The sequence below is a fragment of the Ignavibacteriales bacterium genome, from assembly GCA_016709155.1.
GTDB lineage: Bacteria > Bacteroidota > Ignavibacteria > Ignavibacteriales > Ignavibacteriaceae > JADJEI01.
Genome location: JADJEI010000013.1, coordinates 762,237 through 784,514 on the forward strand (window position 1 = coordinate 762,237; position 22,278 = coordinate 784,514).

Here is a 22,278-nt window from a genome sequence, read left to right on the forward strand (position 1 = left end):
ATGTCAGAAGCAAATAAAAATATATTACCAACAGCAATTCTGGGAACGATATTATTCGGAATAATCTATATAGTATTATTTACAAACGATGTTTATTCAGAAGGAATAATTAAAATGGTTGAAATAAAAAACAATCGTTTACTTTCGGCCGAAGATTATTTGGCTTTTACTAATATGAATAATTCAGTTTCGATTGAGGAAATTCCTCTGCCAATTATCAAAACAAGATTCGCGAAACACCCTTACATAAAAACAACTGACGTATTGCGCAGCGGATCAGAAAAAGTAGAAATAAATATTACCGAGAAAAATATTGTTGCAGTAATATTGAAAGATGGAAACTCTTTCTTCATCACTGATGAATTTCAAATATTGTCAGTTCTAACCAACACACAATTACTTGCGTTTCCATTACTCACAAACTTAAAGGATGAAAAAAGAATAATTCCTGGGATAGTTTACAGAACGGATGAGATTCTCGAAGCATTCAAAATTATTGAAGCTGCCAGGCTGACTAATGAAAATATCGCTTCAAAACTTTCAGAAATAAATTTTAGAAACGGTGGTGATATTATACTAAGATTTTCCGGTATAGATTGTCCTGTGATATTTGGTCGTAATGAAGAAGCAAAAAAAATGGTTTACCTCGACATTATGTGGAATGAAATGCTTGACTCGAAAAAAATATTCATTGAAAGTAATTACATTGACTTGCGGTTTTCTAAAGATATTTACGTTGCTAAAAGCAGTTGCCGGCGAACATATAACAAGTATGCGGCATAGGAATTATGTTACAATAAGTCGTGATGAAAAAGAAATAACAAAAGAAGATCTTGAGAGATTAGAAGCAGATGTCAGGACAATAAGAATTCCATCAGACAGGCAGATTCTGCATATAATTCCCGAAGAATTTTCAGTTGATCATCAAGGGGGGATAGATTCGCCGATTGGAATGTCAGGATCGCGCTTGGAAGCAACTAATCATATTGTACTTGCTTCTATACCTGCAATCCAAAATATAAAAAAATCTGTAGAACGCGCTGGTTATCAGGTTAAGGATTACATACTTCAGCCTATAGCCTCAAGCACTTCGGTGCTAGATGAAAACGAAAAAGATTTAGGAATAGTATTGATTGACATAGGCGGGGGTACTACGGATATTGCGATCTATCATAAAAAGACAATCAAACACACTAAAGTGATAGGCGTAGCCGGTAATCAGGTTACTAATGATATTCGAGAATCACTTGGTGTAATAACAGAAGAAGCTGAACGATTAAAAAAAGAATTTGGCTATGCAACTGAAAACGCAATTATTAAAGAAGAAGATATTTTTATTAAAGGTGTCGGCGCGCGTGGAAATGCAAAAATACCAATCAGTCTCTTAACACAAATAATTAGTTTGAGAATGAGAGAACTTTTCAGCCTTATTGATAATGAATTAAGAAGCACCGGCTATAAAAATAAAATCAAAGCCGGGATCGTTTTAACAGGAGGGGGTTCATTGTTGAAGGGCGCAACGGAATTAGCTGAAGAAGTATTTGGACTGCCTGCAAGAATAGGGGTACCACTTGAGCTTGGAAGCGGACTGTCTAACGAAATTGAAAGCCCTGAATTTGCCACCGTAGCCGGTCTTATTAAAGGAATTCCGGGAGGAAGGTCAAGCGAGTATCAGGAATTAATTAAAAAGCCCGTTGATTCAGAAAATAAAATAAAAAAATTCATTAAACGTGTAACAATATTTTTTGACGAATTATAAATCATTATTAAGGAGTAACTATGCCAAATTTCGCAACCTTGGATAAAGAAAGATCAATGTCAGCTGTACTAAAGGTAGTTGGTGTTGGTGGTGGTGGCTGTAATGCCATCGAAAGTATGATTGCCAGAGGATTAACCGGCGTTGAGTACATCGCAGTTAATACCGATGCTCAAGTACTTAATAGCAGTAATGCTACACATAAAATTCAAGTTGGAACTAATGTCACGCGCGGTTTGGGCGCAGGTTCTGACCCGAACATTGGCAGAAAAGCTACCGAGGAAGACCGCGAAAAACTTTCTGAAGTTCTTTCAGGTAGTGATATGGTTTTTGTGACTGGCGGTATGGGCGGGGGAACCGGTACAGGCGGTGCCCCGGTCGTTGCATCAATAGCAAAAAGTGTTGGCGCTCTTGTGGTTGGTATTGTTACCAAACCATTTAAGTGGGAAGGTAAAAAAAGAATGCTCAATGCAGAAACTGGCATTCAGGAATTAAAACAGCATGTTGACAGCTTAATTGTAATTCCAAATGAACGATTACTGTCCATCATTGATAAAAATATAAATGCGTTTACGGCTTTCGATAAGCCAAATGAAGTATTGTATGAAGCAACACGAGGCATAGCGGACATTATAAATGTTGAAGGATTAATTAATGTTGATTTTGCTGATGTAAGATCAGTTATGAATCAAAGCGGCGAAGCTCTGATGGGATGTGGCATTGCCAGTGGTGAGAACCGTGCAGTTGAAGCAGCACAAAAAGCAATTTCAAGTCCATTGCTCGAAGGCGTAAACATCAAAGGAGCAAAAAGTGTTTTATTAAATGTTACCGGGTCAAGCAACCTTTCTATGCAGGAAATTTACGCAGGCAATAATGTTATTTTTGAAGCTGCCGGTGAAGAAGCAAATGTAATTTTCGGCTGTGTTAAAAAAGATGAAATGAATGACTACGTTTCATATACTGTTATTGCAACCGGATTTCAAGGTTCAAATTCTTCAGGAAAAAGTAAAACTACAGCACTGCCCAAATCAACTTCTGCAACAAGTGTAGATTCGTTCCGTGGTGGATTTAACTTCAAAGATCCCGAAGAAATTAATCAAGACGATCTGGAAATACCCACCTTCTTCCGGCTTAACGGCGCAAAATCTAAAATGGAAGAAAAGCCAACCGATCCATTAGAGTCTGGCTTTAAACCGCAGGATTCCCGATATACCTGGGCGAAGGACAAAGCAGAAAAAAAGAAGTTTGAAGAAGAACCTGGCAGCGAAGAAAGTTCTTCCTTTTTAAGAATGATAATGGATTAATTTTAAATAACTTGATAGATTGAGATTATCTATTCTATTCATCGCTTGGTCGCGATTCGATAAGAATATTCTCTTCTTCGTCTTTTGATATTATTATTCTATTTGGGCGGCAGCAGATTCTGCAATCTTCTATGAAATCCTGCTTGCCTTCAATTGTGAGATCAACCCAAACTGTATTTTCAACGCCGCAGTATTGGCACGTCCAAACTAAATCTTCATCTGATTGCATTTTTTCCTCTTAAAAGTTAATTCTAATTCTTTCTCCATATTAAGCGAGAAAAAAAATAATAATCAACTATTCTATCCTCTGCTCTTGACTTTTTTTCATTAATGTCTTAAATATAGTGTGCAAATGCACACTATATTGTAATGAATAAAAATAATACAGAAATATTCCGCTATAGTTTGCCTCCGGAATGGAATCAAACAAAAATTCATACACTTTATCCGCCCATTCCGCGAAACAGCAGTAAAGTTAAATTTAATATATTTGATTACGAAATGCTTTTCGCTGATGAAGCGACAAAAGAATTGTTAAGGAGGGGGAAAACAATCGGCTGCTTCTACGTTGAATCACCAGGAATGCGGTCGCTTCTACGAAAGCTTGATGTAACAACATTTGAAATGCTCACAGCGGCAAGTTCAATTATACGCCCCGGCGTTGCAGAAAGCGGAATGATGCAGGAATTTATCACCCGGCACAAAGACCCTGCCCGAAGAAAGTATTTGATTCCTGAAATGGAATCTCTTCTTACAGAAACCTACGGTGTAATGATCTATCAGGAAGATGTTATAAAAGTAGCGCATCATATCGCTGGTTTAACACTTGAAGAAGCCGACTTGCTTCGCCGTGCGATGAGCGGAAAAATGCGCTCGCACAAAGCAATGGAACAAATAACAAATAAGTTTTTTTCTTCTTGTAAAGAAAGGGAACTAACTGATCATCAGGCAAACGAACTTTGGCGGCAAATCGAATCTTTTGCGGGATATTCTTTTTGCAAAGCTCACAGTGCTTCATTTGCACTTTTATCTTTTCAAGTGGCTTTTCTAAAAGCTCATTATCCTGCCGAGTTTATGGCAAGCGTGCTCAGCAATCAAGGGGGGGTTTACTCACCTGCTGTTTATATTCAGGAAAGCAAAAGACTTGGTTTAAAAATTGAGCTGCCCTGTATAAACAGCAGCTCTTATGAATATTATGGTGAAGCAAAAAAAATAAGGATCGGCTTGATGGCTATCAAAAATTTTTCTTTCAACTCGATTCAAAAAATAATTGAGGAAAGGAAAAACATGGCAGATTTATTTCGCTGGCAGATTTTATTGTGAGGACCAAAATCGGTTTTGAGGAAACATCTTTGCTTATCAATTGCGGGGCAATGGGCTGCTTCAAACAAAGCCGCCCGGAACTTATGCGACTACTTGATATTTACATAAAGAAAAGAAAAATTTTAGAAGAAAATTCTAATAACCTTTTTATGAATGAGAGTTTTCTACTTGAAAATTATGTGCGAACAAATCGGAATCATTCACTTGAGGAAATATGCCGTACCGAGTACAGTTCTTTTGATTATATGGTTACTCGTCATCCGCTTTTTTTCTTCAAAGAATGGCTGAGCCAACCTTCAATTGTGCAGGCAAAAAATATGTCTTTGTACAAAAACAAAAAAGTAAAAATGATCGGGTGGTATATGACTTCTAAAAGAATCAGAACAAGGAAGGGGGAGATAATGAAATTCCTATCGCTGGAAGACCTTACTGGAACTTTTGAAGTTGTTATCTTCCCAAAGGTATATAATATTTATGCAGGACTCACAGCATCGATGGGTCCCTATCTTGTAGATGGCAAAATTGATATGAATGATGAAAACAATCTTATTGCCGAAAAGATAGAAATACTTAACTCACTTGAAATAAAGCAGAGTTTTCAAAAAGACAGTGTTGATCACAACTATTATGGTGATAAGGAAAAAATAACTGAAGAAGAATTTTATATTGTCGAAAAACTTGGTGCCGAAAAATTACGCCGGGCTTATGCTGTCTGATTTATTTCATATTTACAAATTGCGTCGGAAAATTCAAATCAGCTTCGCGGACTAATTTTATAACATCCTGCAAATCATCAATTTTAGGAGCCTGAACACGAATCTGTTCGTCTTGAATTTGTGCAGTAACCTTTAGCTTCGAGTCTTTAATCATTTTTGTAATAATCTTGGCGTTATCCTTAGAAATGCCGCTCAGAAGATTAATCTTTTGCTTGATTGTACCGCCAGCAGCAGTTTGTGCTTCTTCGGGGCTTAAAGCTTTAATCGAAATACCCCGCTTAATAAATTTAGATTGAATTATATCATAAGAAGAGCGAAGAGAATAATCATCTTTTGTATGAATCAAAATAAATTTATCCTTTTTATTTAATTCAATTAAAGTGTTAGAGTCTTTTAGATCGTAACGCTGATGAATTTCTTTGGTTGCCTGATTGATAGCATTATCAGCTTCCTGAAAATCTATTTCGGAAACAATGTCAAATGAGTGATTTTGAGCCATAGAATTAATTGTTAAAAGTTGAAAAAATAGTCGGGGTGATAGGATTCGAACCTACGACCTCTTCGTCCCGAACGAAGCGCGCTAGCCGGGCTGCGCTACACCCCGAAAGCTAAGAAACTAAAAAGAAATCAGAATATTCTTTTCTTATAAAATCTTTGTTTCTAATTTTTTTTAATTTGATTTCAAATCTATTAGCTTCAACATTAGTATCAAAGTTCATTAAAAAAATCAACTCCCACGGACCTTTATTCACAGTTGATTTATTTTGACCGGAATTATGTTCGACTAATCTTCTGTTAATATTATTTGTGTGTCCGATATACCAATTATGATTTTTCAGAGATTCAATTATGTAAGTGTAAAAAATTTCCACGACCTTCCCGACCTGTCGGGACGCGCTAGCCGGGCTGCGCTACACCCCGAAAGCTAAGAAACTAAAAAGAAATCAGAATATTCTTTTCTTATAAAATCTTTGTTTCTAATTTTTTTTAATTTGATTTCAAATCTATTAGCTTCAACATTAGTATCAAAGTTCATTAAAAAAATCAACTCCCACGGACCTTTATTCACAGTTGATTTATTTTGACCGGAATTATGTTCGACTAATCTTCTGTTAATATTATTAGTGTGTCCGATATACCAATTATGATTTTTCAGAGATTCAATTATGTAAGTGTAAAAAATTTCCACGACCTTCCCGACCTGTCGGGACGCGCTAGCCGGGCTGCGCTACACCCCGAAAAAAATCAATAGCAATCTAACCTATTTGGATATTCAAAAAAAATATTGGTTTATTATTGAAATTATTTGATAAAATTTAAGACAAATTACTTGCTTTTGATCATTCTTTGTCCTATAATTCAAGTGAAAATTTTTAAAAAAATGACTAATAACAAACATAACCATACACTAATTTAGTGAGGAAAAAATGAAAAAAGTTGTTCTATTTGTGGCAATTTTAATGACCACAGGTCTATTTGCCCAATCGACCAATCAAATACTTACCAAGGATGCTTGGGTATTTGGTTTTGGTTTCACTTATCCAAGATTAATGAGCTCTCCACTTGAGGCGAGTGATGTTAATTATGGCGGATTCCTTTCCATTCAGAAAAATTTTTCTGAGCATACAGGTCTAAGACTATCTGGCAAATTAAATCATATCGAAGCCGAATATGAATTTAATAATGCTACTGAAACTCTTACAGATGATATAATAGCCGGTAATGTTGATATGCTTTACTATTTCGCCCCTTGTGAGCCAGTTTCTCCATACATTGTCGCTGGATTCGGTGCTATTTTTTACAAACCGGTAAACGCTCCTAACCCCTCCTTGGATGAGGAAAGTTTCACAGATTTCCAATTGAACCTCGGTTTTGGAAGTGAATGGAGAATTGGTGACAGCTGGAGAATTAAAACTGAATTGGGTTATCATACAGTTTCAAATAGTAAAATTGATGGTGTATATGATGGAGGTAATGGTTTACTTGGTGGAAACAATGATACATACATGAGTTTCGATTTAGGCTTCCTGTATTACTTTGGACAGGGTGAACGCAGTTTAATGTGTGACTTATATGATGGAATAAATGCAAAAGTAGATTACGATAAGATAGAAGACCTAATAAAGAAATATTCAACTGAACCAACAGAAGTTGACTACGGTAGAATTGAAGATATAGTAAAGAAACACAGTAAAACCACTGTAAGTGAAATGCCTGACAAATGGGTATTGGTAGGTGTAAACTTTGATTTCAATAAATCAACATTAAGACCCGAATCATATCCAATATTATATAACGCAGCAGAAGTATTGTTGAGTCATCCTGAATTAAAAGTAGAAATACAGGGACATACAGATCAAATCGGTTCGGATAGTTATAACAATAAGCTATCTTTAGAGAGAGCCGAAATGGTAAAGAAGTTCCTAGTAGCTAAAGGAGTTGATGCAAGCAGATTAACAACTTCGGGCAAAGGTAAAAGTCAGTTACTATTCAAAGACAACAGTGAATCAAGTAGATTCTTAAACAGAAGAATTGAATTTCACGTTATTAAATAAACAGAATAAATAATTTATTATGAAAGGGATCTTGTCTAAAGATCCCTTTTTTATTTTAAAAATTTGATTTGACCTCTCTCCTATTGTTTTGTGGACTAACATTTTACAAAATCATCACCTGAATTATAAAATCGCTTCTAAAATATTCTCAAAAATTATTAAAAAAAACTTGACAATTATTAAAACTTATAATAAGTTTAACTATATAAGGTTATAGAATTATTTTTATGTATGTTATGAGATCAAGTTTGTAAGTCTAATAAAATAATAAAAGGTCATAAAATGAAAAGAAGAGTAACATTTTTTCTATCAATTTTTATTATCAGTTTCACAACGGCTTTTGCTCAAACTGATGACGAATATTATCTTGCTAAAGATAGCTGGGGTTTCGGCTTTGGGTTTGTCTATCCAAGACTAATGAGTTCAATGCTGGAGGCTTCAAATAAAAATTATGGAGGGTTCCTTTCAATTCAGCGAAACTTGAGTGAGCATGCAGCATTAAGACTCAGGAGTGGATACAATCACTTCGAAGGTGAATTTATTGAACTTAACAAAACCGAAACTACTAAAACTGAATTTTTAGTAGGAAGCTTAGATTTACTCTATTATTTTGTACCTTGTGAAGCAGTCTCACCTTATGCTGTGGTTGGATTAGGTGGTGATTATTATTGGGCGACTAATACTGCAAATCCGACAGAGGAAGATGTTAAATATTCCGGCTATCAGTTTAATATTGGAATCGGCACAGAATGGAATATTGGAATAGACTGGAGAGTCATTACAGAATTAAATTATCATTCAATAAACGGCAGCAAATTGGATGGATTTCACAATACTTCAGTTGATCCTGGCAATTCTTTATTTGGTGGTTCAAATGATTCGTATATGAGTTTTGATTTAGGCTTTCTCTACTATTTTGGAAAAGGTGAACCCAGTTTAATGTGTGACTTGTATGACGGAATAAATGCAAAAGTAGATTACGATAAGATAGAAGACCTAGTAAGGAAATATTCAACCGAACCAACAGAAGTTGACTACGGAAGAATAGAAGACATTGTAAAGAAGCACAGCAAAACCACAGTAAGCGAAATGCCTGACAAATGGGTATTGGTTGGTGTAAACTTTGATTTCAGTAAATCAACATTAAGACCCGAATCATATCCAATATTGTATAACGCAGCAGAAGTTTTATTGAGTCATCGTGAATTAATAGTAGAAATACAGGGACATACAGACCAAATCGGTTCGGATAGTTATAACAACAAATTATCTTTAGAAAGAGCTGAGATGGTAAAGAAGTTCTTAATCGCTAAAGGTGTGGATGCAAGCAGGTTAACAACTTCGGGCAAAGGTAAAAGTCAGTTACTATTCAAAGACAATAGTGAATCAAGTAGATTCTTAAACAGAAGAATTGAATTTCATGTAATTAAATGATTGATTTTTTTTTATCATATTTCTTTACACATCTTTCTATTTGAGACTTTTTTTATGTCAAAATTTCGAAAATAATTTTTTATTATTCGAATATTAGCAATAAATAAGATATTTATATTGGCATTAAGATTGCTTAATAAAACAAAATTGTAATAGTTAACTTATACTGTAACTTACTTAGAGAGGTTCTTAATGAAAAGAATTTTTGTACTGCTTATGCTTGCGTTAGCCGTAATTGGAAATGTGACTGCACAAACAGGTGAGAATCAGGTACTGACAAAGGACGCGTGGGTATTTGGTTTTGGTTTTACTTATCCAAGGTTGATGAGTTCAGAACTGGAAGCTACTGATCTTAATTATGGTGGTTTTCTTTCAATTCAGAAAAACTTTTCCGAGCATGCAGGTTTGAGGTTATCAGGAAAGTATAACCATATCGAAGGTGAATTCGGTCCGAATAATAATAGAACAACCACCAAAGATAATATTATATCTGGAGATTTTGATTTGCTTTATTACTTTGCACCCTGCGAACCAGTTTCTCCATATCTTTCAGTTGGTTTTGGTGCAATTTTTTATAAACCAGATAGTACTATAAATGACAAATTGGAAGGAAAAAGTTTTACCGATTTCCAATTGAGTCTTGGTTTCGGAAGTGAATGGAGATTAAGTGAAGATTGGAGAATTAAAACTGAATTAGGCTACTATACAGTTTCAAATAGTAAAATTGATGGAACCTATGACAATGGTAACGGTTTACTCGGCGGAAACAATGATACATATATGAGTTTCGATTTTGGTTTTCTCTATTACTTTGGACAAGGCGAACGCAGTTTAATGTGTGACTTGTATGATGGAATAAATGCAAAAGTTGATTACGATAAAATAGAAGACTTAATAAAGAAATATTCAACTGAGCCAACAGAAGTTGACTACGGTAGAATAGAGGATATAGTAAAGAAACACAGTAAAACCTTTGTTGGAGAAATGCCTGACAAATGGGTTTTAGTAGGGATAAACTTTGATTTCAATAAATCAACATTGAGACCTGAATCATATCCGATTTTGTACAATGCAGCGGATGTTTTACTAAGTCATTCAGAACTGAATGTAGAAATACAGGGTCATACAGATCAGATCGGTTCCGATAGTTATAATAACAAATTATCTTTGGAGAGAGCTGAAATGGTAAAGAAGTTCTTAGTAGCAAAAGGAGTTGACGCAAGCAGGTTAACAACTTCGGGAAAAGGTAAAAGTCAGTTACTCTTTAAAGACAGCAGCGAATCGAGCAGATTCTTGAATAGAAGGATTGAATTCCACGTTATAAAATAAACAGAATAAATAATTTATTATGAAAGGGATCTTGTTTGAAGATCCCTTTTCTATTTTAAATAAGTTTCTCTTTGCTTTGAACAAGATTAAATTTATTTTTGAAATACAAATACCTTTAATTCTATCCAGAGAGGTTGAAAAGGAAATCTATTAAGAAAGCACAACCTCTGAGGATTTTTCCAAAGAGGATTTTTTTTATGAATATAAAATCGAAACCGGTTGATAGTGAAGGATTCGACAGATTGTTAACAAGAATTGCGCATGAAATTCTTGAAAAAAACAGGGGGTCCAAAAACCTCGTCTTAATCGGAATGAGAACCCGGGGTGAATTTCTTGCAAGGCGAATTCAGCAAAAGATTAAGCAGATTGAAAATATTGATCTACCTCTAGGTGTGCTTGATGTTACTTTATATAGAGATGATTTCAGAACAAGATTAAAACAACCAGAAGTATCCGTCTCTAACATTACTTTTGATATAAATGAAAGAGATATTATACTTGTTGATGATGTTCTTTATACAGGAAGAACTGTTCGAGCAGCCCTGAATGCCCTTATGGATTTTGGACGTCCTGCAACAATTCAACTCTTTATTCTTGTTGACAGAGGTCATAGAGCCTTACCGATCCGCGCCGATTATGTCGGGAAAAATATTCCCACGTCAATTGATGAAGAAATAAAAGTTAAAGTAAAAGAAATAGATGGCGAGGATGCCATCTATCTGCTCGAATCTGAAAATAATAATAATAATTAATTTATGCCACTTTCAAGTAAACATCTGCTTGGTCTTCAAGGTGTTCCCCGAGAAGACATTCAACTAATTCTTGATACTTCAATGACTTTTCGTGAAGTGCTCGAGCGACCGATCAAAAAGGTTCCAACTCTTCAGGGTAAAACAATTGTTAATCTATTTTATGAAAGCTCGACACGAACTCGAATATCGTTTGAACTTGCTGAAAAGAGGCTTTCTGCCGATACGATCAATTTTTCAGTTTCTGGAAGCAGCGTTAGCAAAGGTGAATCATTTAAAGATACAATAAAAAATATCGAAGCAATGAAAATAGATATGATTGTTGTCAGGCACGCTGCGGCAGGTACCCCCCTTTATTTAACAAAGATTAGCGATGCCAATGTGATTAACGCCGGAGACGGAACACATGAACATCCAACACAAGCACTTCTTGATATGTATTCAATTCGTGAAAAACTTGGTAAACTTGAAGGGCTAAAAGTGTGTATTGTTGGTGACATCGCTCATAGTCGCGTTGCTCTTTCTAATATTTATGGACTAAAGACTATGGGTGCTGATGTTTCAATTTGTGGACCGGCAACTATGATTCCAAGGAATATTGAAGAACTCGGTGTCAAAATTATTTATGACATTGATGAAGCAATTCAAGAAAATGACGTATTAAATATTTTGCGAATCCAACTAGAAAGAAAAGCGAGAGAATATTTCCCCTCCATTCGTGAATATTCAAAATACTTTGGTATAACCGAAGATCGTTTAGAAAAAAATGGTAAAGATATTTTAATCCTCCACCCCGGGCCAATAAACCGCGGAGTAGAAATTTCATCGCTTGTTGCCGACGGTAAAAACCAAATTATTCTCAATCAAGTTACTAATGGTGTAGCCGTAAGAATGGCAATTCTCTATTTACTCGGAACACTTAACTAAAGGCTTATATGAAAATCGTATTAAAAAATGCAAATGTTTTTAATCCTCATCAAAAACTTGATGAAAAGGGAGTTGATTTAATAATCATTGATGGCATTATTTCGGCGATGGGTAAAAATAAGGGCAATGCAATTTCAGATGCAAAAGTTTTTGATCTGCAAGGAAAATACATTGTGCCCGGGTTATTCGATATGCACGTTCATTTAAGAGAACCAGGGCGAGAAGATGAAGAGACTGTCATAACTGGTTGTAACAGTGCTGCAAGTGGCGGCTTCACTTCAATAGCATGTATGCCAAATACTGATCCTGCAATTGATTCTGCTGAAATTATAAATTTTATTTTAAGTCAGGCAAAATCTCATTTAGTAAAAGTTCACCCGGTTGCGGCTGCTTCTTTAGGACGAAATGGGGAGTATCTTTCACCTATGGCTGAACTTTATGAAGCAGGTGCAGTTGGCTTTTCAGACGACGGCGCTGCAATTAAAACTGCCTCTATCGCAAAGAGAGCTTTAGAATATTCTAAGATGTTCAACGTTCCTATTATTGAACATTGTGAAGACGAATCACTCGCCGGTGGAGCCATGAATGAAGGGTTAAACTCTACGATTTTAGGGCTGCCGCCAATACCTTCGGTCGCAGAAGATCTTATCGTTGCAAGAGATATTTTACTTGCAGAATATACTGGAGGAACTCTTCATATTGCTCACATCAGTTCGAAAAAGTCTATTGAATTAGTACGTGAAGCAAAGAAAAAGGGAATTAAGGTAACTGCAGAAGTTACCCCCCACCATTTTACTTTGACTGATAATGCCGTAAAAGGATATGACACAAATACTAAAATGAATCCTCCTCTTCGCTCGCAGGAAGATTTACAAGCAGTTATTGATGCCCTCGCTGACGGAACAATAGATTGTATTGCGTGTGATCATGCTCCACACTCACCTGAAGAAAAGGATGCAGAATTTGAATACGCACCAAATGGAATAGTCGGGCTTGAAACTTCACTATCACTTGCCTTAACTGAACTTTATCATAAAAAAATATTGTCCTTTGAACAATTGATTGAAAAGATGGCAATCAACCCCCGATTAATTCTTAATATTTCGATACCAAAAATTGTTGAGGGTGAACTAGCAGAAATCTCTATCATTGATCTAAATGAAGTTTGGACTGTTGAAAAAAATAAGTTTTTAAGTAAATCAAAAAATAGTCCATTCGACAAAAAACTATTAACTGGAAAATCAGTTGGAGTGATTAATAATCACAGAATGTTCTTTAACGGAGAATTTTTTAGTATCTAATTCCGCGAACTGAATATAAAAAAGTAAAATTACTTGTCCACTTCACTGTACAGGTTCATAACATTCAATCCTTTTTTAGAGAAATTTCAATAAAATTTTTCGGTACATCTTTTGGAATATTGCTTAAAAACTAAAAGGTGAAGAAATGAAAAACGCACTATTCTCTCTTGTAATTTTCACATTCACAATTTTCTTACAGTCTTGTGATGTCAACGATTACTATTACGACGTTGATTATACTGCTCCCGCCCCACCATCTGATATTACTGTTTATAATGGCGACAGCAGAGTAGATTTGACGTGGCAGCAGAATCTGGAATCAGACCTTGCAGGTTATAATATCTATTACAGCGATAGTTATGACGGGAGATATGAATTAATTGGAACTTCCTACGATAATTATTTTATTGATTATGATGCAGCTAACGGTAATAGATACTATTATGCAATCACAGCTTTTGATTATAACGGTAATGAAAGCGAACTGAGTTATGATGTTGCTTATGGAATCGCCCGTCCCGAAGGATTTAACCAATCAATTTTTGACTTCAGAAGATTTCCAAATAACTCGGGGTTTTCATTTACCGATTATAATGTGGTTGCATACAATAGCTCGTTATCAGATTTCTTTTATGAAAATTATGAGGGTGTTCTTTATTTAAATGTTTGGGATGATACTGATATTCAAGACATGGGCTTTACAAATGATATCTATGACATTCCTTTTGCACCAGTTTCCGGCTGGGCAACGGAAAAGTATGTAGAGGTTAAAACCGGTCACACGTATGTAATTTGGACATGGGATAATCACTTTGCAAAAGTTCGAGTTAGCTCATTCACAGGTGATCGTGTCGTTTTTGACTGGGCGTTCCAACTTATTGAAGGTGAAACCATGCTGAAACTTAAAAATAATTCTGAAGTTAGGAATGCATTAACCCTAACCAATTCAAGATTCAATTTAATAAACCAATAATATTGTTTATGAAATAGTGGCTTTAGTGAATTTAATTTTTTAATTTTTAGATAGTTAAATGAAACACTGTCTTAAAAATATAATTTTGATATTTTGCGGGCTGATTTTTCTGCCCGCAATTCTATTTCCTCAGGAAAAAAATTTTCTGAATAAATTGCATCATGAAAAAATTGTTACGCAAGAAAAGAGAGTTTTTTCTGAAATAGAAAATGACTTTGCTAAAGGAAGCGTTGGTAAAATCTCAAATCTTTTTAATGCTCAGACTTATTTTAGCTTATCGAATGGCGTTTCGGGGTATTACAGTTCCAATCAAGCGTTTTATATTCTTCAGGAATTTTTTAAAATTCATCAAGTCATTTCATTTCGATTTTCAAACATCTATTCCGACAAGAACTACCCGTATGCAACCGGTAACTATTTTTATGAGCATAAGGGAAAAAGGGAATCCGCTAAAGTATTTGTGGCATTAAAAAGGATCGGTGACCATTTGAAGATTACACAAATTACCATCAATTAATGAGTCCCAAGATTTTTAATAAGTTAAGAGGCGATAGAAAATTTTTTGCTATCGTCTTTTTTATTTTATTACTTATTTTTGTCTCAGGTGCGCTTACCCCCATTATCGTGGACTCCAAAAAAGTTAACTGGGACAAAATTGTTGTTGAAAAAATTGCGGATATAGAAATTTCTGCCAAAACAAAATTCTCCGATGAACAGGCAAAATTAAATTCCACTAACGCAAAGCTTAAAGAAAATCTTCGAAGTATTCTTCGCAATAATAAGACTTACCGCTCGATCGTTGAACTTGTAAATCAAAGTACATTCGATAATTTCTCAGTTGAAATTGTTGCGCCGAACGGAAAGATTATTGCCTGGAATGATCAACTTGCAGTGCCTCAAGAAGAAATCTTTCCTTTGAATTATCCAATTGGCGAAACTCATTTTGTGGATTCCGATCTTATCACTTACCTAAATCTTACCGATACGCTTTATTTTGAAACAGATCAATTTTATCTTATAGTCAGTCTCCCATTCGAGTATAAATATTCAATACAGAATGCATCTTTTGAACGAATCAGTTTCAGTAATCGCTTAGCCGGGGAATTCAATACATCATTCAAAATTGACTATGATCCTTTTCATCAAAAAACTAAGGATGGGAGAGAGTATTCGTTCGAGCTGTTGAATAATAGCAATAATAAAATAGGACTTGTAACATTTACTAAGCCATCACTTAATGGCGAGCTTTATAATTTTCAGGAAAAAATAAATATATTACAATCCGCTCTGATTTTTATTGGATTGATTTTTATAAGTTTTGGTTTTAGAAACGATTTTCTGAAAATTAAAAAGCGAACTTATAAATTTATTATCGTACTCTTATATTGTTCAACCTTCAGATTCCTGGTTTTTCAATTAGGATTTCCTTCAAATATTTTTTCCGGTTCAATTGTTGACCCTGCAAATTTTTCTTCGGTTTTTGGAGGGGGAGTGGTCAAATCACCGCTCGAGTTTCTCGTCACTAATATATTTCTTCTCATTATCTCAATTACTGCTTTTAAACTTATCCGTGATTATCTTGTTTCGATCAAAACTCATGCTCTTACTTTTAGGAGGTTGTTTCTTGTATTAGTTGCTTTTTCAGTTTACTTTTTGATAATAAGAGGAATGAGCGCTTCCATAAAAAGTGTTGTCTTCGATTCTTCACTTCGATATTTCAAAGAAGCATCAATTATCCCCGATTCAGTGGCTATAGTGATGAACCTAAATATTTTACTATTTGGTTTTGCTGTTATTTTGGTATTAGCCTCACTTATTCACTTCATTTCTAATTTCATTCAATTTGAAAAGCAAAAAATATATAAGAATTTATTTCTTTTGTTGATTATGCTGATTGTTCTTGGAATTGTATTTATTGAAATCCAGCACGAGCCATTGATTGATGAAATTCTAATATCGGTATTCACATTAATAATTATTACACTCGTTTATTTGCTGATTGGCTTAAAACAAAAATCCAGACTTGCTTATGTGTATTCATTGTTTGCCGCCTCCATTATTTCAGTAACGCTGCTAAATTATTTTAATCTTCAGTTAGAAAAAACATCATTAAGAACAACAGCTTATGAACTAAATCGAACCAATGATAATCTATTGAAATTTATTATTGAAGAAACTCTGCAGAATTCTTCAACTGATGAAAAACTTTTAGGCAGTTTTTCAAAGCGAAATACTAATTATAATTCAGAAGCGTTAATTCTGTGGAGCAATAGCTCACTTCAGCGGGAGTCAATAAATTCTTCATTAATAATTTATGACAGAAGTAAAAATCAGCTTGGTAAATTTTCCGTAGGGGTAAATGATTCATTTGATCCTCTAAAATCATTAAAAAAATTTAATAACGGCGAAATAAATTATTTCCAATATAGTGAGGATCACTTCCGAAAATTAATAAGCGGTATTATTCAAGTTGAAGCTAATGGAATTATGATGGGGTATGTGTCCTGTACATTAACAGTAGATGCAGGGAAATCGAATCTTACTGAAATACCGGAATTTCTCAGATCACAAAAAAATTTACTTAATTCTGTCATTGACATTAGTGATCTAAAAATATTTGTTTATAGTGATTCGAAGCTTGAAGATGTTGCGGGCGATGTTTATCCATCACGCGAGCAGTCTGATCCGATCTTAAGATCCGTAAATACAGAAGCAGGCGAGGCGTTTATTAATGTCGAATTAAACAAAGAACAATTTTTAGCGTTTGTATTAAAAACGGTAAAGGATGGCGAAGAGAAAGTAACTTCAGTTGCGGTTAAAACAAAACAGATATCGTGGAATCTTTTTAACTTCTTTAAAATATTTATTCTTCATAGCACTTTTATTTTTGTAATAGGAATTATTTTACTCATTCCGACATTGAAAAAGTTCCGACTCACTTTTAGGACTCAATTACAAGTTACTTTTTTAATTATCTCAATTCTGCCTGTTATAGTTCTTGCGATTTACAATAGACAAATTGTTGAAGATAGAACCGAATCAGAAATTTTCAATGAATTAAATCAACGCACAGGATTTGTGCAGAAGCATATCCAGACCCAATTAACTAAAAATAAAAAAAGAGGCCTGTCGGAAGTATTCAATAATGCAAGTGCGGAACTCGGAATACGGTTTAATGTTTATGACGGCACAGATATTATATTCAATGCTGGCAATGATTTTTATAACGCCGGTTTTTTTTCAACTAAGCTTAATTCCAAAACTCACTATAACATTAATTATCTTAATTATCGTGAATACCTCAATAAACAAAAGTTGAATGATTATCAATATCATTCACTCTATACGAGAACCATAATTGGTGACAAAGAGTTTATCATAGAATCTAATGATGCATTTGATAAAGTGAAACTTACATTTTCAACATTGGATATTGATATCTTTCTATTTGGAATTTATTCATTCGCAATTATTATAATTATTCTTGTCAGTACTTTTTTAGCAAATAAAATTTCATTACCAATCCGAAGATTAACAAAAGCCACTGAAGTTGTTGCCCAGGGCGATTTTGATTTAAATCTTGTTAATGACCAAAGAGGAGAGATAAAGGATCTGTTTAATGGCTTTAATTCAATGATGAATGAATTGAAAAAAAATCAACTTGAACTTGCAGCCATTGAGCGGGAAAATGCCTGGAAAGAAATGGCTAAACAAGTTGCTCATGAGATTAAAAACCCACTTACTCCAATGAAACTGGCTATGCAGCAGTTAATAATATCGTTTAAGGACAAAAACAAGAACTTCGAAACATTATTTGAAAAAGTTTCTTCCACCATCCTTGCGCAGATTGAAAATCTTAGTCTTATTGCCTCAGAATTTTCGCGATTCGCAAAGATGCCGAGTTTAAAACTCGAAGTGATTGATATATCAGAAACATTAAAAGAAAGTGTTAATCTTTTCTATGATGACAAAATCGAAATTATAATTGATACAAATCTTGAAACGGTTCTAATTGAAGGCGATAAAACTCAGTTCAGAAGGATGGTGCTTAATCTGATCCGAAATTCACTTCAAGCTAGTGCAACTAAAATAATTCTGAAATTGGACATAATTGAAAGTAAGATTCTTTTTTCAATCAGCGACAATGGCGGTGGAATCCCATTGGAAATTCAGAATAAAATTTTTGACCAAAACTTTACTACTAAGGAGAAAGGTATGGGCATAGGGTTGAAATTAGCAAAAAGATTTCTTGAAAACATCAATGGCAGCATATCTCTTCTTCAAAGTAACTCAGAAGGAACCACGTTTCTTATCACCATCCCGGCGTATAAGAAATAAAATTATTAAACAAAATGAAAGCACTTACAAGCGAACAATCGAAGGCGCTTAACCTTGACCGGCATATTTCCTTAACTGCTAATGCTGGTTCAGGAAAGACTTTTGTACTTTCAAAACGTTTTATTGAAATTGCTTTACTTCCGAATGTTTTTCTTCAAAATATTTGCGCAATCACTTTTACAGAAAAAGCAGCAAGTGAACTCTATAAAAAAATATCATTAGAAATTGATCAAAGAATTTCAGAAGAAACTGATCTGACTATTAAGAGAAAACTACAATTTCTCCGCAGGCAATTGGTTTCCGCAAACATATCCACTATTCATTCTTTTTGTATCGGCATTTTACGCGAACATCCGGTGGAATCTGGAATTGATGCAAATTTTACTGCAATTGATCAGAATGAATCGGCAGAATTAATTGAACTTTCTATTCAAGAAGCATTCAAACAGAGTAACAACCAAACGGAAGAAGAAAATCTCAAGTATCTTATCAGAACTTTTTCTTCAAAAGATATTTTACAAAGGGAATTGACTTCTCTTATCAACAACAGAAAAAATGTTTTATCTGTTAAAGAACACATTTATAAAAACGCTGAAGATAAAATAGCAGATTTTTTTTCGAATGTCTTTAATGAAAAAATAGATCAAATATTTTTGAACAATATTGATGCAATCATAAAAGCTGTTGAAAAAATTAATTCAAGTGTATTACTTGTCAAAATGGATAATGAAAAAGCTATCTTGGTTAATTCTATTCTACAAAAAATTAAAAAGCCAAAATCGAAAGCAAATCTTCAACTGCTACTGCAAGATCTATTAAACACAAACACAACAGCTAACGGAACACTTTGCAAGCGTGGTTATTTAGCTGACCATAGTGGACTGGAAAATGAAATCAAATACGTGGAAGCGATAGTTGAAGATTATCGCAAATTAAATTTTAATGAGAATGCTAAAATAAATTTCAATCTTGCAAGATTCGGAAAAATATTGCTCGATCTTTTCGATAAATGCCTTTCAATCTATTCGAGTAAAAAGAACGCACAGGGATTAATGGATTTTGAGGACATACTTTTATTTACCAAAACTATTTTAGAAAATGAATTTGTGCAAAATGACCTTGCTGAAAAGTATAAATTTATCATGGTAGATGAATTTCAGGACACGAATGAAATTCAGTATAATATTTTCCTTCCAATTGTTGATCATTTAAAGAAAAATAATCTCTTTGTGGTGGGTGATGAAAAACAAAGTATATATATGTTTAGAGATGCCGAACTCGAAGTCTTTAATAAAACTAAAAGCGATATAAAAAAACAAAGTGGAAGCGATTCAATTCTCGAGCTTCCGCATAGTTTTAGAATGGCTCCCGAAATAGCTGCTTTCACGAACGAATTGTTTTCGCGCTTATTCAGCGCTCCAGATATTAATTTTAATGAAGTATCGTACAGTGAAATTATTTGTGCCAGGGAGGGGGATGTTAAAGGCAAAATTGAAATTCTCTTTGCTAAAAAAACGGAGGATTATCTTCAGCCGGCTTCACAAGCGATGCTGTTGAGAGATAAATTAATCCAATTATCAAATCAAACCGATTTTAAGTGTGGAGATTGTGCAATACTTGTCCGTAAAAGAAAATCATTTTCAGATTTGGAGAATGTTTTACAGGAAGCCAATATTCCATTCACGATTCTTGGCGGCAAAGGATTTTATCAACAGCAAATCGTTTACGACATTTATAATTATTTCTCTTTCTTGCTAGATCAAAAAAATGATTCGGCACTGATCGGCTTGCTTCGATCGCCTTTCTTTCTATTGTCGGATTCGACTTTATTTGATATTAGCTGCTCTAATGGATATTACTATTTCGATAAGATAAAGTCCTACGCTGAAAAGAATACAGAATTACAAAACGTAGTCAATAAACTCAAATCAGTAATAAAGCTTGTTTACAATTTTAGCCCTCCGGAAATATTAGCCGAAATACTTTCAGACTCATATTTTCTTTCTGTTATTAACTCTAGAAAAAGTGGTGAGCAGGATATTGCCAATCTCAAAAAACTTATTAAGCTTAGTTTGGAGTTTCACTCAAAAGGATTCACTACAATTTATGATTACATAAATTATTTAAATAATAAGATTGAAACCGGCGCTGATGAATCGCAGGCAGCACTAAACGATGAATCAAATTCCGTAAAGATTTTAACGATACATCAAGCAAAGGGATTAGAATTTAGAAATGTTTTTCTTTACAAATGCGAGGAAACTACAAACATTGATGTCGTAAAAGCACGATCAATTACTTTCAGTAAAGAGTTTGGAATATTAACTAAACTTTTTCAGGACGAAAATTATTTCGCTGAAGCAGTCGCTCCGCCGATTGCAGAGTTAAATAACATAATTGTCAGGAAAAAAAACATCGCCGAACTAAAAAGATTATTTTATGTGGCTGTCACACGCGCGATGGATTCACTTTATATTTGTTGTGAGAAATGTCCTGAAAATAAAAATACTTTCATTGGATTAGTGCAAGATGCTTTCGGGGTGATTGAAGAAAAAGAAACCCTTGATATCGAATCAAATCTTAAACGATTTTCTTCAATAGGAAGTAAAATGAAAACTAAAACGATAGACATAAAACTTAATATTCCTATCCTTAGAAAAATTGAACTCGCTGAAATTAGCAATCATCTTAATGAGGATCTAAAAACTAATAATTTCAGCATAAACATTGACCGGGTTGATTCGGTGGTTAGTGGTGAAATGATTTCTGCCACTAAGCTTCTGGTTTTATGGATTGTCCATTTAAGTATTATCTAAAATATGAATTGGGCTATGATAATCTTGTTGATCTCCCGGTTGATAATGATGATCATTCTCAGGACTATTCACGGAATGGGGTAGAATCAAGTGAGAATATTATAGGCTTGTTTGACTCCGAAAAGAATATTGCACAGGCAAAAGGAAAAATTATTCACAAATTATTGCAACTGGAATTGACCCCCGAAGAAACTATTGCCGCTATTGACAGAGTAATTAATTCGGAATCCGGCAACGCCATTTTATTTGAATCTTTGAAAGAAGAAATTCAAACGAGTTTAGAATTATATTTCAAGTCGAGTTCATATAGTGAGATTAATACTTATCCAAATCAAAAAAATGAATTTGAAGTATTTTGTAAGGAGGAGATTATTATCTTAATGGCATTATTGATAAGATTATTTTTTTAGGTGAGAAAATAATTATCATTGATTACAAAACTGATAATGTGAATGAAGAAAATATCCCCGCCAAATCCGAACATTATTTAAATCAGTTGAAATTTTATTTTTATATTGTATCGGGATTATATAAAAACATTAATGACTTTGAACTAAGACTAATATTTTTAAAGCAGCCCGATAAAAAATTTCTTATTGAGTTAAAGCAAAAAGATAGATTAAAATTCGGAGTTGAACTAAAAAAAACATTAAGTGCAGTGCAGTTAAAATCATACTACAAAGAAAGAAATCATTGTCTTAATTGTAATTATTCCAACGGGCAACAACAATGTATTCACGATTAATTGGGAGAGTAT

General features: G+C 34.1%; 20 protein-coding genes, 1 tRNA gene and 1 pseudogene. 17 read left to right on the forward strand and 5 right to left on the reverse strand.

From position 1 onward, the window contains the following. The 3 genes and pseudogenes from IPH11_16895 (at position 1) to ftsZ (ending at position 3,060) form a co-directional block, all read left to right on the forward strand. Complete coding sequence (locus tag IPH11_16895) at positions 1–783, forward strand: hypothetical protein (protein MBK6915251.1); 783 nt, start codon at positions 1–3, stop codon at positions 781–783. After that, positions 749–1,759 (forward strand): annotated as a pseudogene (gene ftsA, locus IPH11_16900) (cell division protein FtsA). Before IPH11_16895 ends, ftsA begins: the two are co-directional and overlap by 35 nt. Positions 1,760–1,779: 20 nt before the next feature. Beyond that, positions 1,780–3,060, forward strand: coding sequence for a cell division protein FtsZ (ftsZ, locus tag IPH11_16905; protein MBK6915252.1), 1,281 nt, complete (start codon positions 1,780–1,782; stop codon positions 3,058–3,060). 34 nt (positions 3,061–3,094) lie between these two features. Here ftsZ and IPH11_16910 read toward each other — a convergent pair whose 3' ends face one another. Next, positions 3,095–3,289: a CPXCG motif-containing cysteine-rich protein gene (locus IPH11_16910; GenBank protein ID MBK6915253.1), complete on the reverse strand. Its 195-nt coding sequence runs from the start codon at positions 3,287–3,289 to the stop codon at positions 3,095–3,097. A 140-nt stretch (positions 3,290–3,429) separates the two neighbouring features. Here IPH11_16910 and IPH11_16915 point away from each other — a divergent pair, with 140 nt between their 5' ends. Next, positions 3,430–4,383: a hypothetical protein gene (locus IPH11_16915; GenBank protein ID MBK6915254.1), complete on the forward strand. Its 954-nt coding sequence runs from the start codon at positions 3,430–3,432 to the stop codon at positions 4,381–4,383. Continuing rightward, the gene (locus IPH11_16920) at positions 4,380–5,099 is read left to right on the forward strand and encodes a hypothetical protein (GenBank protein ID MBK6915255.1); all 720 of its coding nucleotides are present in this window, start codon (positions 4,380–4,382) and stop codon (positions 5,097–5,099) included. Before IPH11_16915 ends, IPH11_16920 begins: the two co-directional genes overlap by 4 nt. 1 nt (position 5,100) lies before the next feature. On the opposite strand, the gene IPH11_16925 is transcribed toward IPH11_16920, so the two are convergent. From IPH11_16925 to IPH11_16940, 4 genes are all read right to left on the reverse strand, one after another. Beyond that, positions 5,101–5,598, reverse strand: coding sequence for a YajQ family cyclic di-GMP-binding protein (locus IPH11_16925; GenBank protein ID MBK6915256.1), 498 nt, complete (start codon positions 5,596–5,598; stop codon positions 5,101–5,103). 30 nt (positions 5,599–5,628) lie between these two features. After that, positions 5,629–5,703 (reverse strand) — tRNA-Pro (locus tag IPH11_16930). A gap of 4 nt (positions 5,704–5,707) precedes the next feature. Further along, complete coding sequence (locus IPH11_16935; protein MBK6915257.1) at positions 5,708–5,971, reverse strand: GIY-YIG nuclease family protein; 264 nt, start codon at positions 5,969–5,971, stop codon at positions 5,708–5,710. Positions 5,972–6,024: 53 nt separating this feature from the next. Further along, positions 6,025–6,288 (reverse strand): GIY-YIG nuclease family protein, encoded by a 264-nt coding sequence (locus IPH11_16940; protein ID MBK6915258.1) that lies wholly within the window; start codon positions 6,286–6,288, stop codon positions 6,025–6,027. Between the two features lie 238 nt (positions 6,289–6,526). Here IPH11_16940 and IPH11_16945 point away from each other — a divergent pair, with 238 nt between their 5' ends. From IPH11_16945 to IPH11_17000, 12 genes are all read left to right on the forward strand, one after another. Further along, positions 6,527–7,654 (forward strand): OmpA family protein, encoded by a 1,128-nt coding sequence (locus IPH11_16945; GenBank protein MBK6915259.1) that lies wholly within the window; start codon positions 6,527–6,529, stop codon positions 7,652–7,654. Between the two features lie 282 nt (positions 7,655–7,936). Further along, complete coding sequence (locus IPH11_16950) at positions 7,937–9,088, forward strand: OmpA family protein (GenBank protein MBK6915260.1); 1,152 nt, start codon at positions 7,937–7,939, stop codon at positions 9,086–9,088. Between the two features lie 192 nt (positions 9,089–9,280). Next, positions 9,281–10,417, forward strand: a complete 1,137-nt coding sequence (locus IPH11_16955) for an OmpA family protein (protein ID MBK6915261.1) — start codon at positions 9,281–9,283, stop codon at positions 10,415–10,417. 197 nt (positions 10,418–10,614) lie between these two features. Next, entirely contained in the window at positions 10,615–11,169 is a 555-nt protein-coding gene (gene pyrR / locus IPH11_16960) for a bifunctional pyr operon transcriptional regulator/uracil phosphoribosyltransferase PyrR (protein ID MBK6915262.1), read from the forward strand. Between the two features lie 3 nt (positions 11,170–11,172). After that, positions 11,173–12,093 carry an aspartate carbamoyltransferase catalytic subunit gene (locus IPH11_16965; GenBank protein ID MBK6915263.1) on the forward strand — a complete coding sequence of 307 codons (921 nt, stop codon included), beginning with the start codon at positions 11,173–11,175 and terminating at the stop codon, positions 12,091–12,093. An 8-nt stretch (positions 12,094–12,101) separates the two neighbouring features. Then, positions 12,102–13,394, forward strand: coding sequence for a dihydroorotase (locus tag IPH11_16970; GenBank protein MBK6915264.1), 1,293 nt, complete (start codon positions 12,102–12,104; stop codon positions 13,392–13,394). Positions 13,395–13,539: 145 nt separating this feature from the next. After that, positions 13,540–14,367 (forward strand): hypothetical protein, encoded by an 828-nt coding sequence (locus tag IPH11_16975; protein MBK6915265.1) that lies wholly within the window; start codon positions 13,540–13,542, stop codon positions 14,365–14,367. A gap of 58 nt (positions 14,368–14,425) precedes the next feature. Beyond that, complete coding sequence (locus tag IPH11_16980) at positions 14,426–14,884, forward strand: DUF4783 domain-containing protein (GenBank protein MBK6915266.1); 459 nt, start codon at positions 14,426–14,428, stop codon at positions 14,882–14,884. After that, positions 14,884–18,705 carry a HAMP domain-containing protein gene (locus IPH11_16985; GenBank protein MBK6915267.1) on the forward strand — a complete coding sequence of 1,274 codons (3,822 nt, stop codon included), beginning with the start codon at positions 14,884–14,886 and terminating at the stop codon, positions 18,703–18,705. The genes IPH11_16980 and IPH11_16985 overlap by 1 nt, the downstream gene beginning before the upstream one ends. 14 nt (positions 18,706–18,719) lie before the next feature. Next, positions 18,720–21,521, forward strand: a complete 2,802-nt coding sequence (locus IPH11_16990; GenBank protein ID MBK6915268.1) for a UvrD-helicase domain-containing protein — start codon at positions 18,720–18,722, stop codon at positions 21,519–21,521. After that, complete coding sequence (locus IPH11_16995) at positions 21,494–21,931, forward strand: hypothetical protein (protein ID MBK6915269.1); 438 nt, start codon at positions 21,494–21,496, stop codon at positions 21,929–21,931. The genes IPH11_16990 and IPH11_16995 overlap by 28 nt, the downstream gene beginning before the upstream one ends. Continuing rightward, positions 21,907–22,266 carry a PD-(D/E)XK nuclease family protein gene (locus tag IPH11_17000; protein MBK6915270.1) on the forward strand — a complete coding sequence of 120 codons (360 nt, stop codon included), beginning with the start codon at positions 21,907–21,909 and terminating at the stop codon, positions 22,264–22,266. Before IPH11_16995 ends, IPH11_17000 begins: the two co-directional genes overlap by 25 nt. Positions 22,267–22,278 lie beyond the last annotated feature (12 nt).

Bases quoted from the DNA above. Each gene is read 5' to 3' on its own strand.
- IPH11_16895 (MBK6915251.1), top strand. From the start codon at position 1: ATGTCAGAAGCAAATAAAAATATATTACCAACAGCAATTCTGGGAACG.
- ftsZ (MBK6915252.1), top strand. From the start codon at position 1,780: ATGCCAAATTTCGCAACCTTGGATAAAGAAAGATCAATGTCAGCTGTA.
- IPH11_16910 (MBK6915253.1), bottom strand. From the start codon at position 3,289: ATGCAATCAGATGAAGATTTAGTTTGGACGTGCCAATACTGCGGCGTT.
- IPH11_16915 (MBK6915254.1), top strand. From the start codon at position 3,430: ATGAATAAAAATAATACAGAAATATTCCGCTATAGTTTGCCTCCGGAA.
- IPH11_16925 (MBK6915256.1), bottom strand. From the start codon at position 5,598: ATGGCTCAAAATCACTCATTTGACATTGTTTCCGAAATAGATTTTCAG.
- IPH11_16945 (MBK6915259.1), top strand. From the start codon at position 6,527: ATGAAAAAAGTTGTTCTATTTGTGGCAATTTTAATGACCACAGGTCTA.
- IPH11_16950 (MBK6915260.1), top strand. From the start codon at position 7,937: ATGAAAAGAAGAGTAACATTTTTTCTATCAATTTTTATTATCAGTTTC.
- IPH11_16955 (MBK6915261.1), top strand. From the start codon at position 9,281: ATGAAAAGAATTTTTGTACTGCTTATGCTTGCGTTAGCCGTAATTGGA.
- pyrR (MBK6915262.1), top strand. From the start codon at position 10,615: ATGAATATAAAATCGAAACCGGTTGATAGTGAAGGATTCGACAGATTG.
- IPH11_16965 (MBK6915263.1), top strand. From the start codon at position 11,173: ATGCCACTTTCAAGTAAACATCTGCTTGGTCTTCAAGGTGTTCCCCGA.
- IPH11_16970 (MBK6915264.1), top strand. From the start codon at position 12,102: ATGAAAATCGTATTAAAAAATGCAAATGTTTTTAATCCTCATCAAAAA.
- IPH11_16975 (MBK6915265.1), top strand. From the start codon at position 13,540: ATGAAAAACGCACTATTCTCTCTTGTAATTTTCACATTCACAATTTTC.
- IPH11_16980 (MBK6915266.1), top strand. From the start codon at position 14,426: ATGAAACACTGTCTTAAAAATATAATTTTGATATTTTGCGGGCTGATT.
- IPH11_16985 (MBK6915267.1), top strand. From the start codon at position 14,884: ATGAGTCCCAAGATTTTTAATAAGTTAAGAGGCGATAGAAAATTTTTT.
- IPH11_16990 (MBK6915268.1), top strand. From the start codon at position 18,720: ATGAAAGCACTTACAAGCGAACAATCGAAGGCGCTTAACCTTGACCGG.
- IPH11_16995 (MBK6915269.1), top strand. From the start codon at position 21,494: ATGGATTGTCCATTTAAGTATTATCTAAAATATGAATTGGGCTATGAT.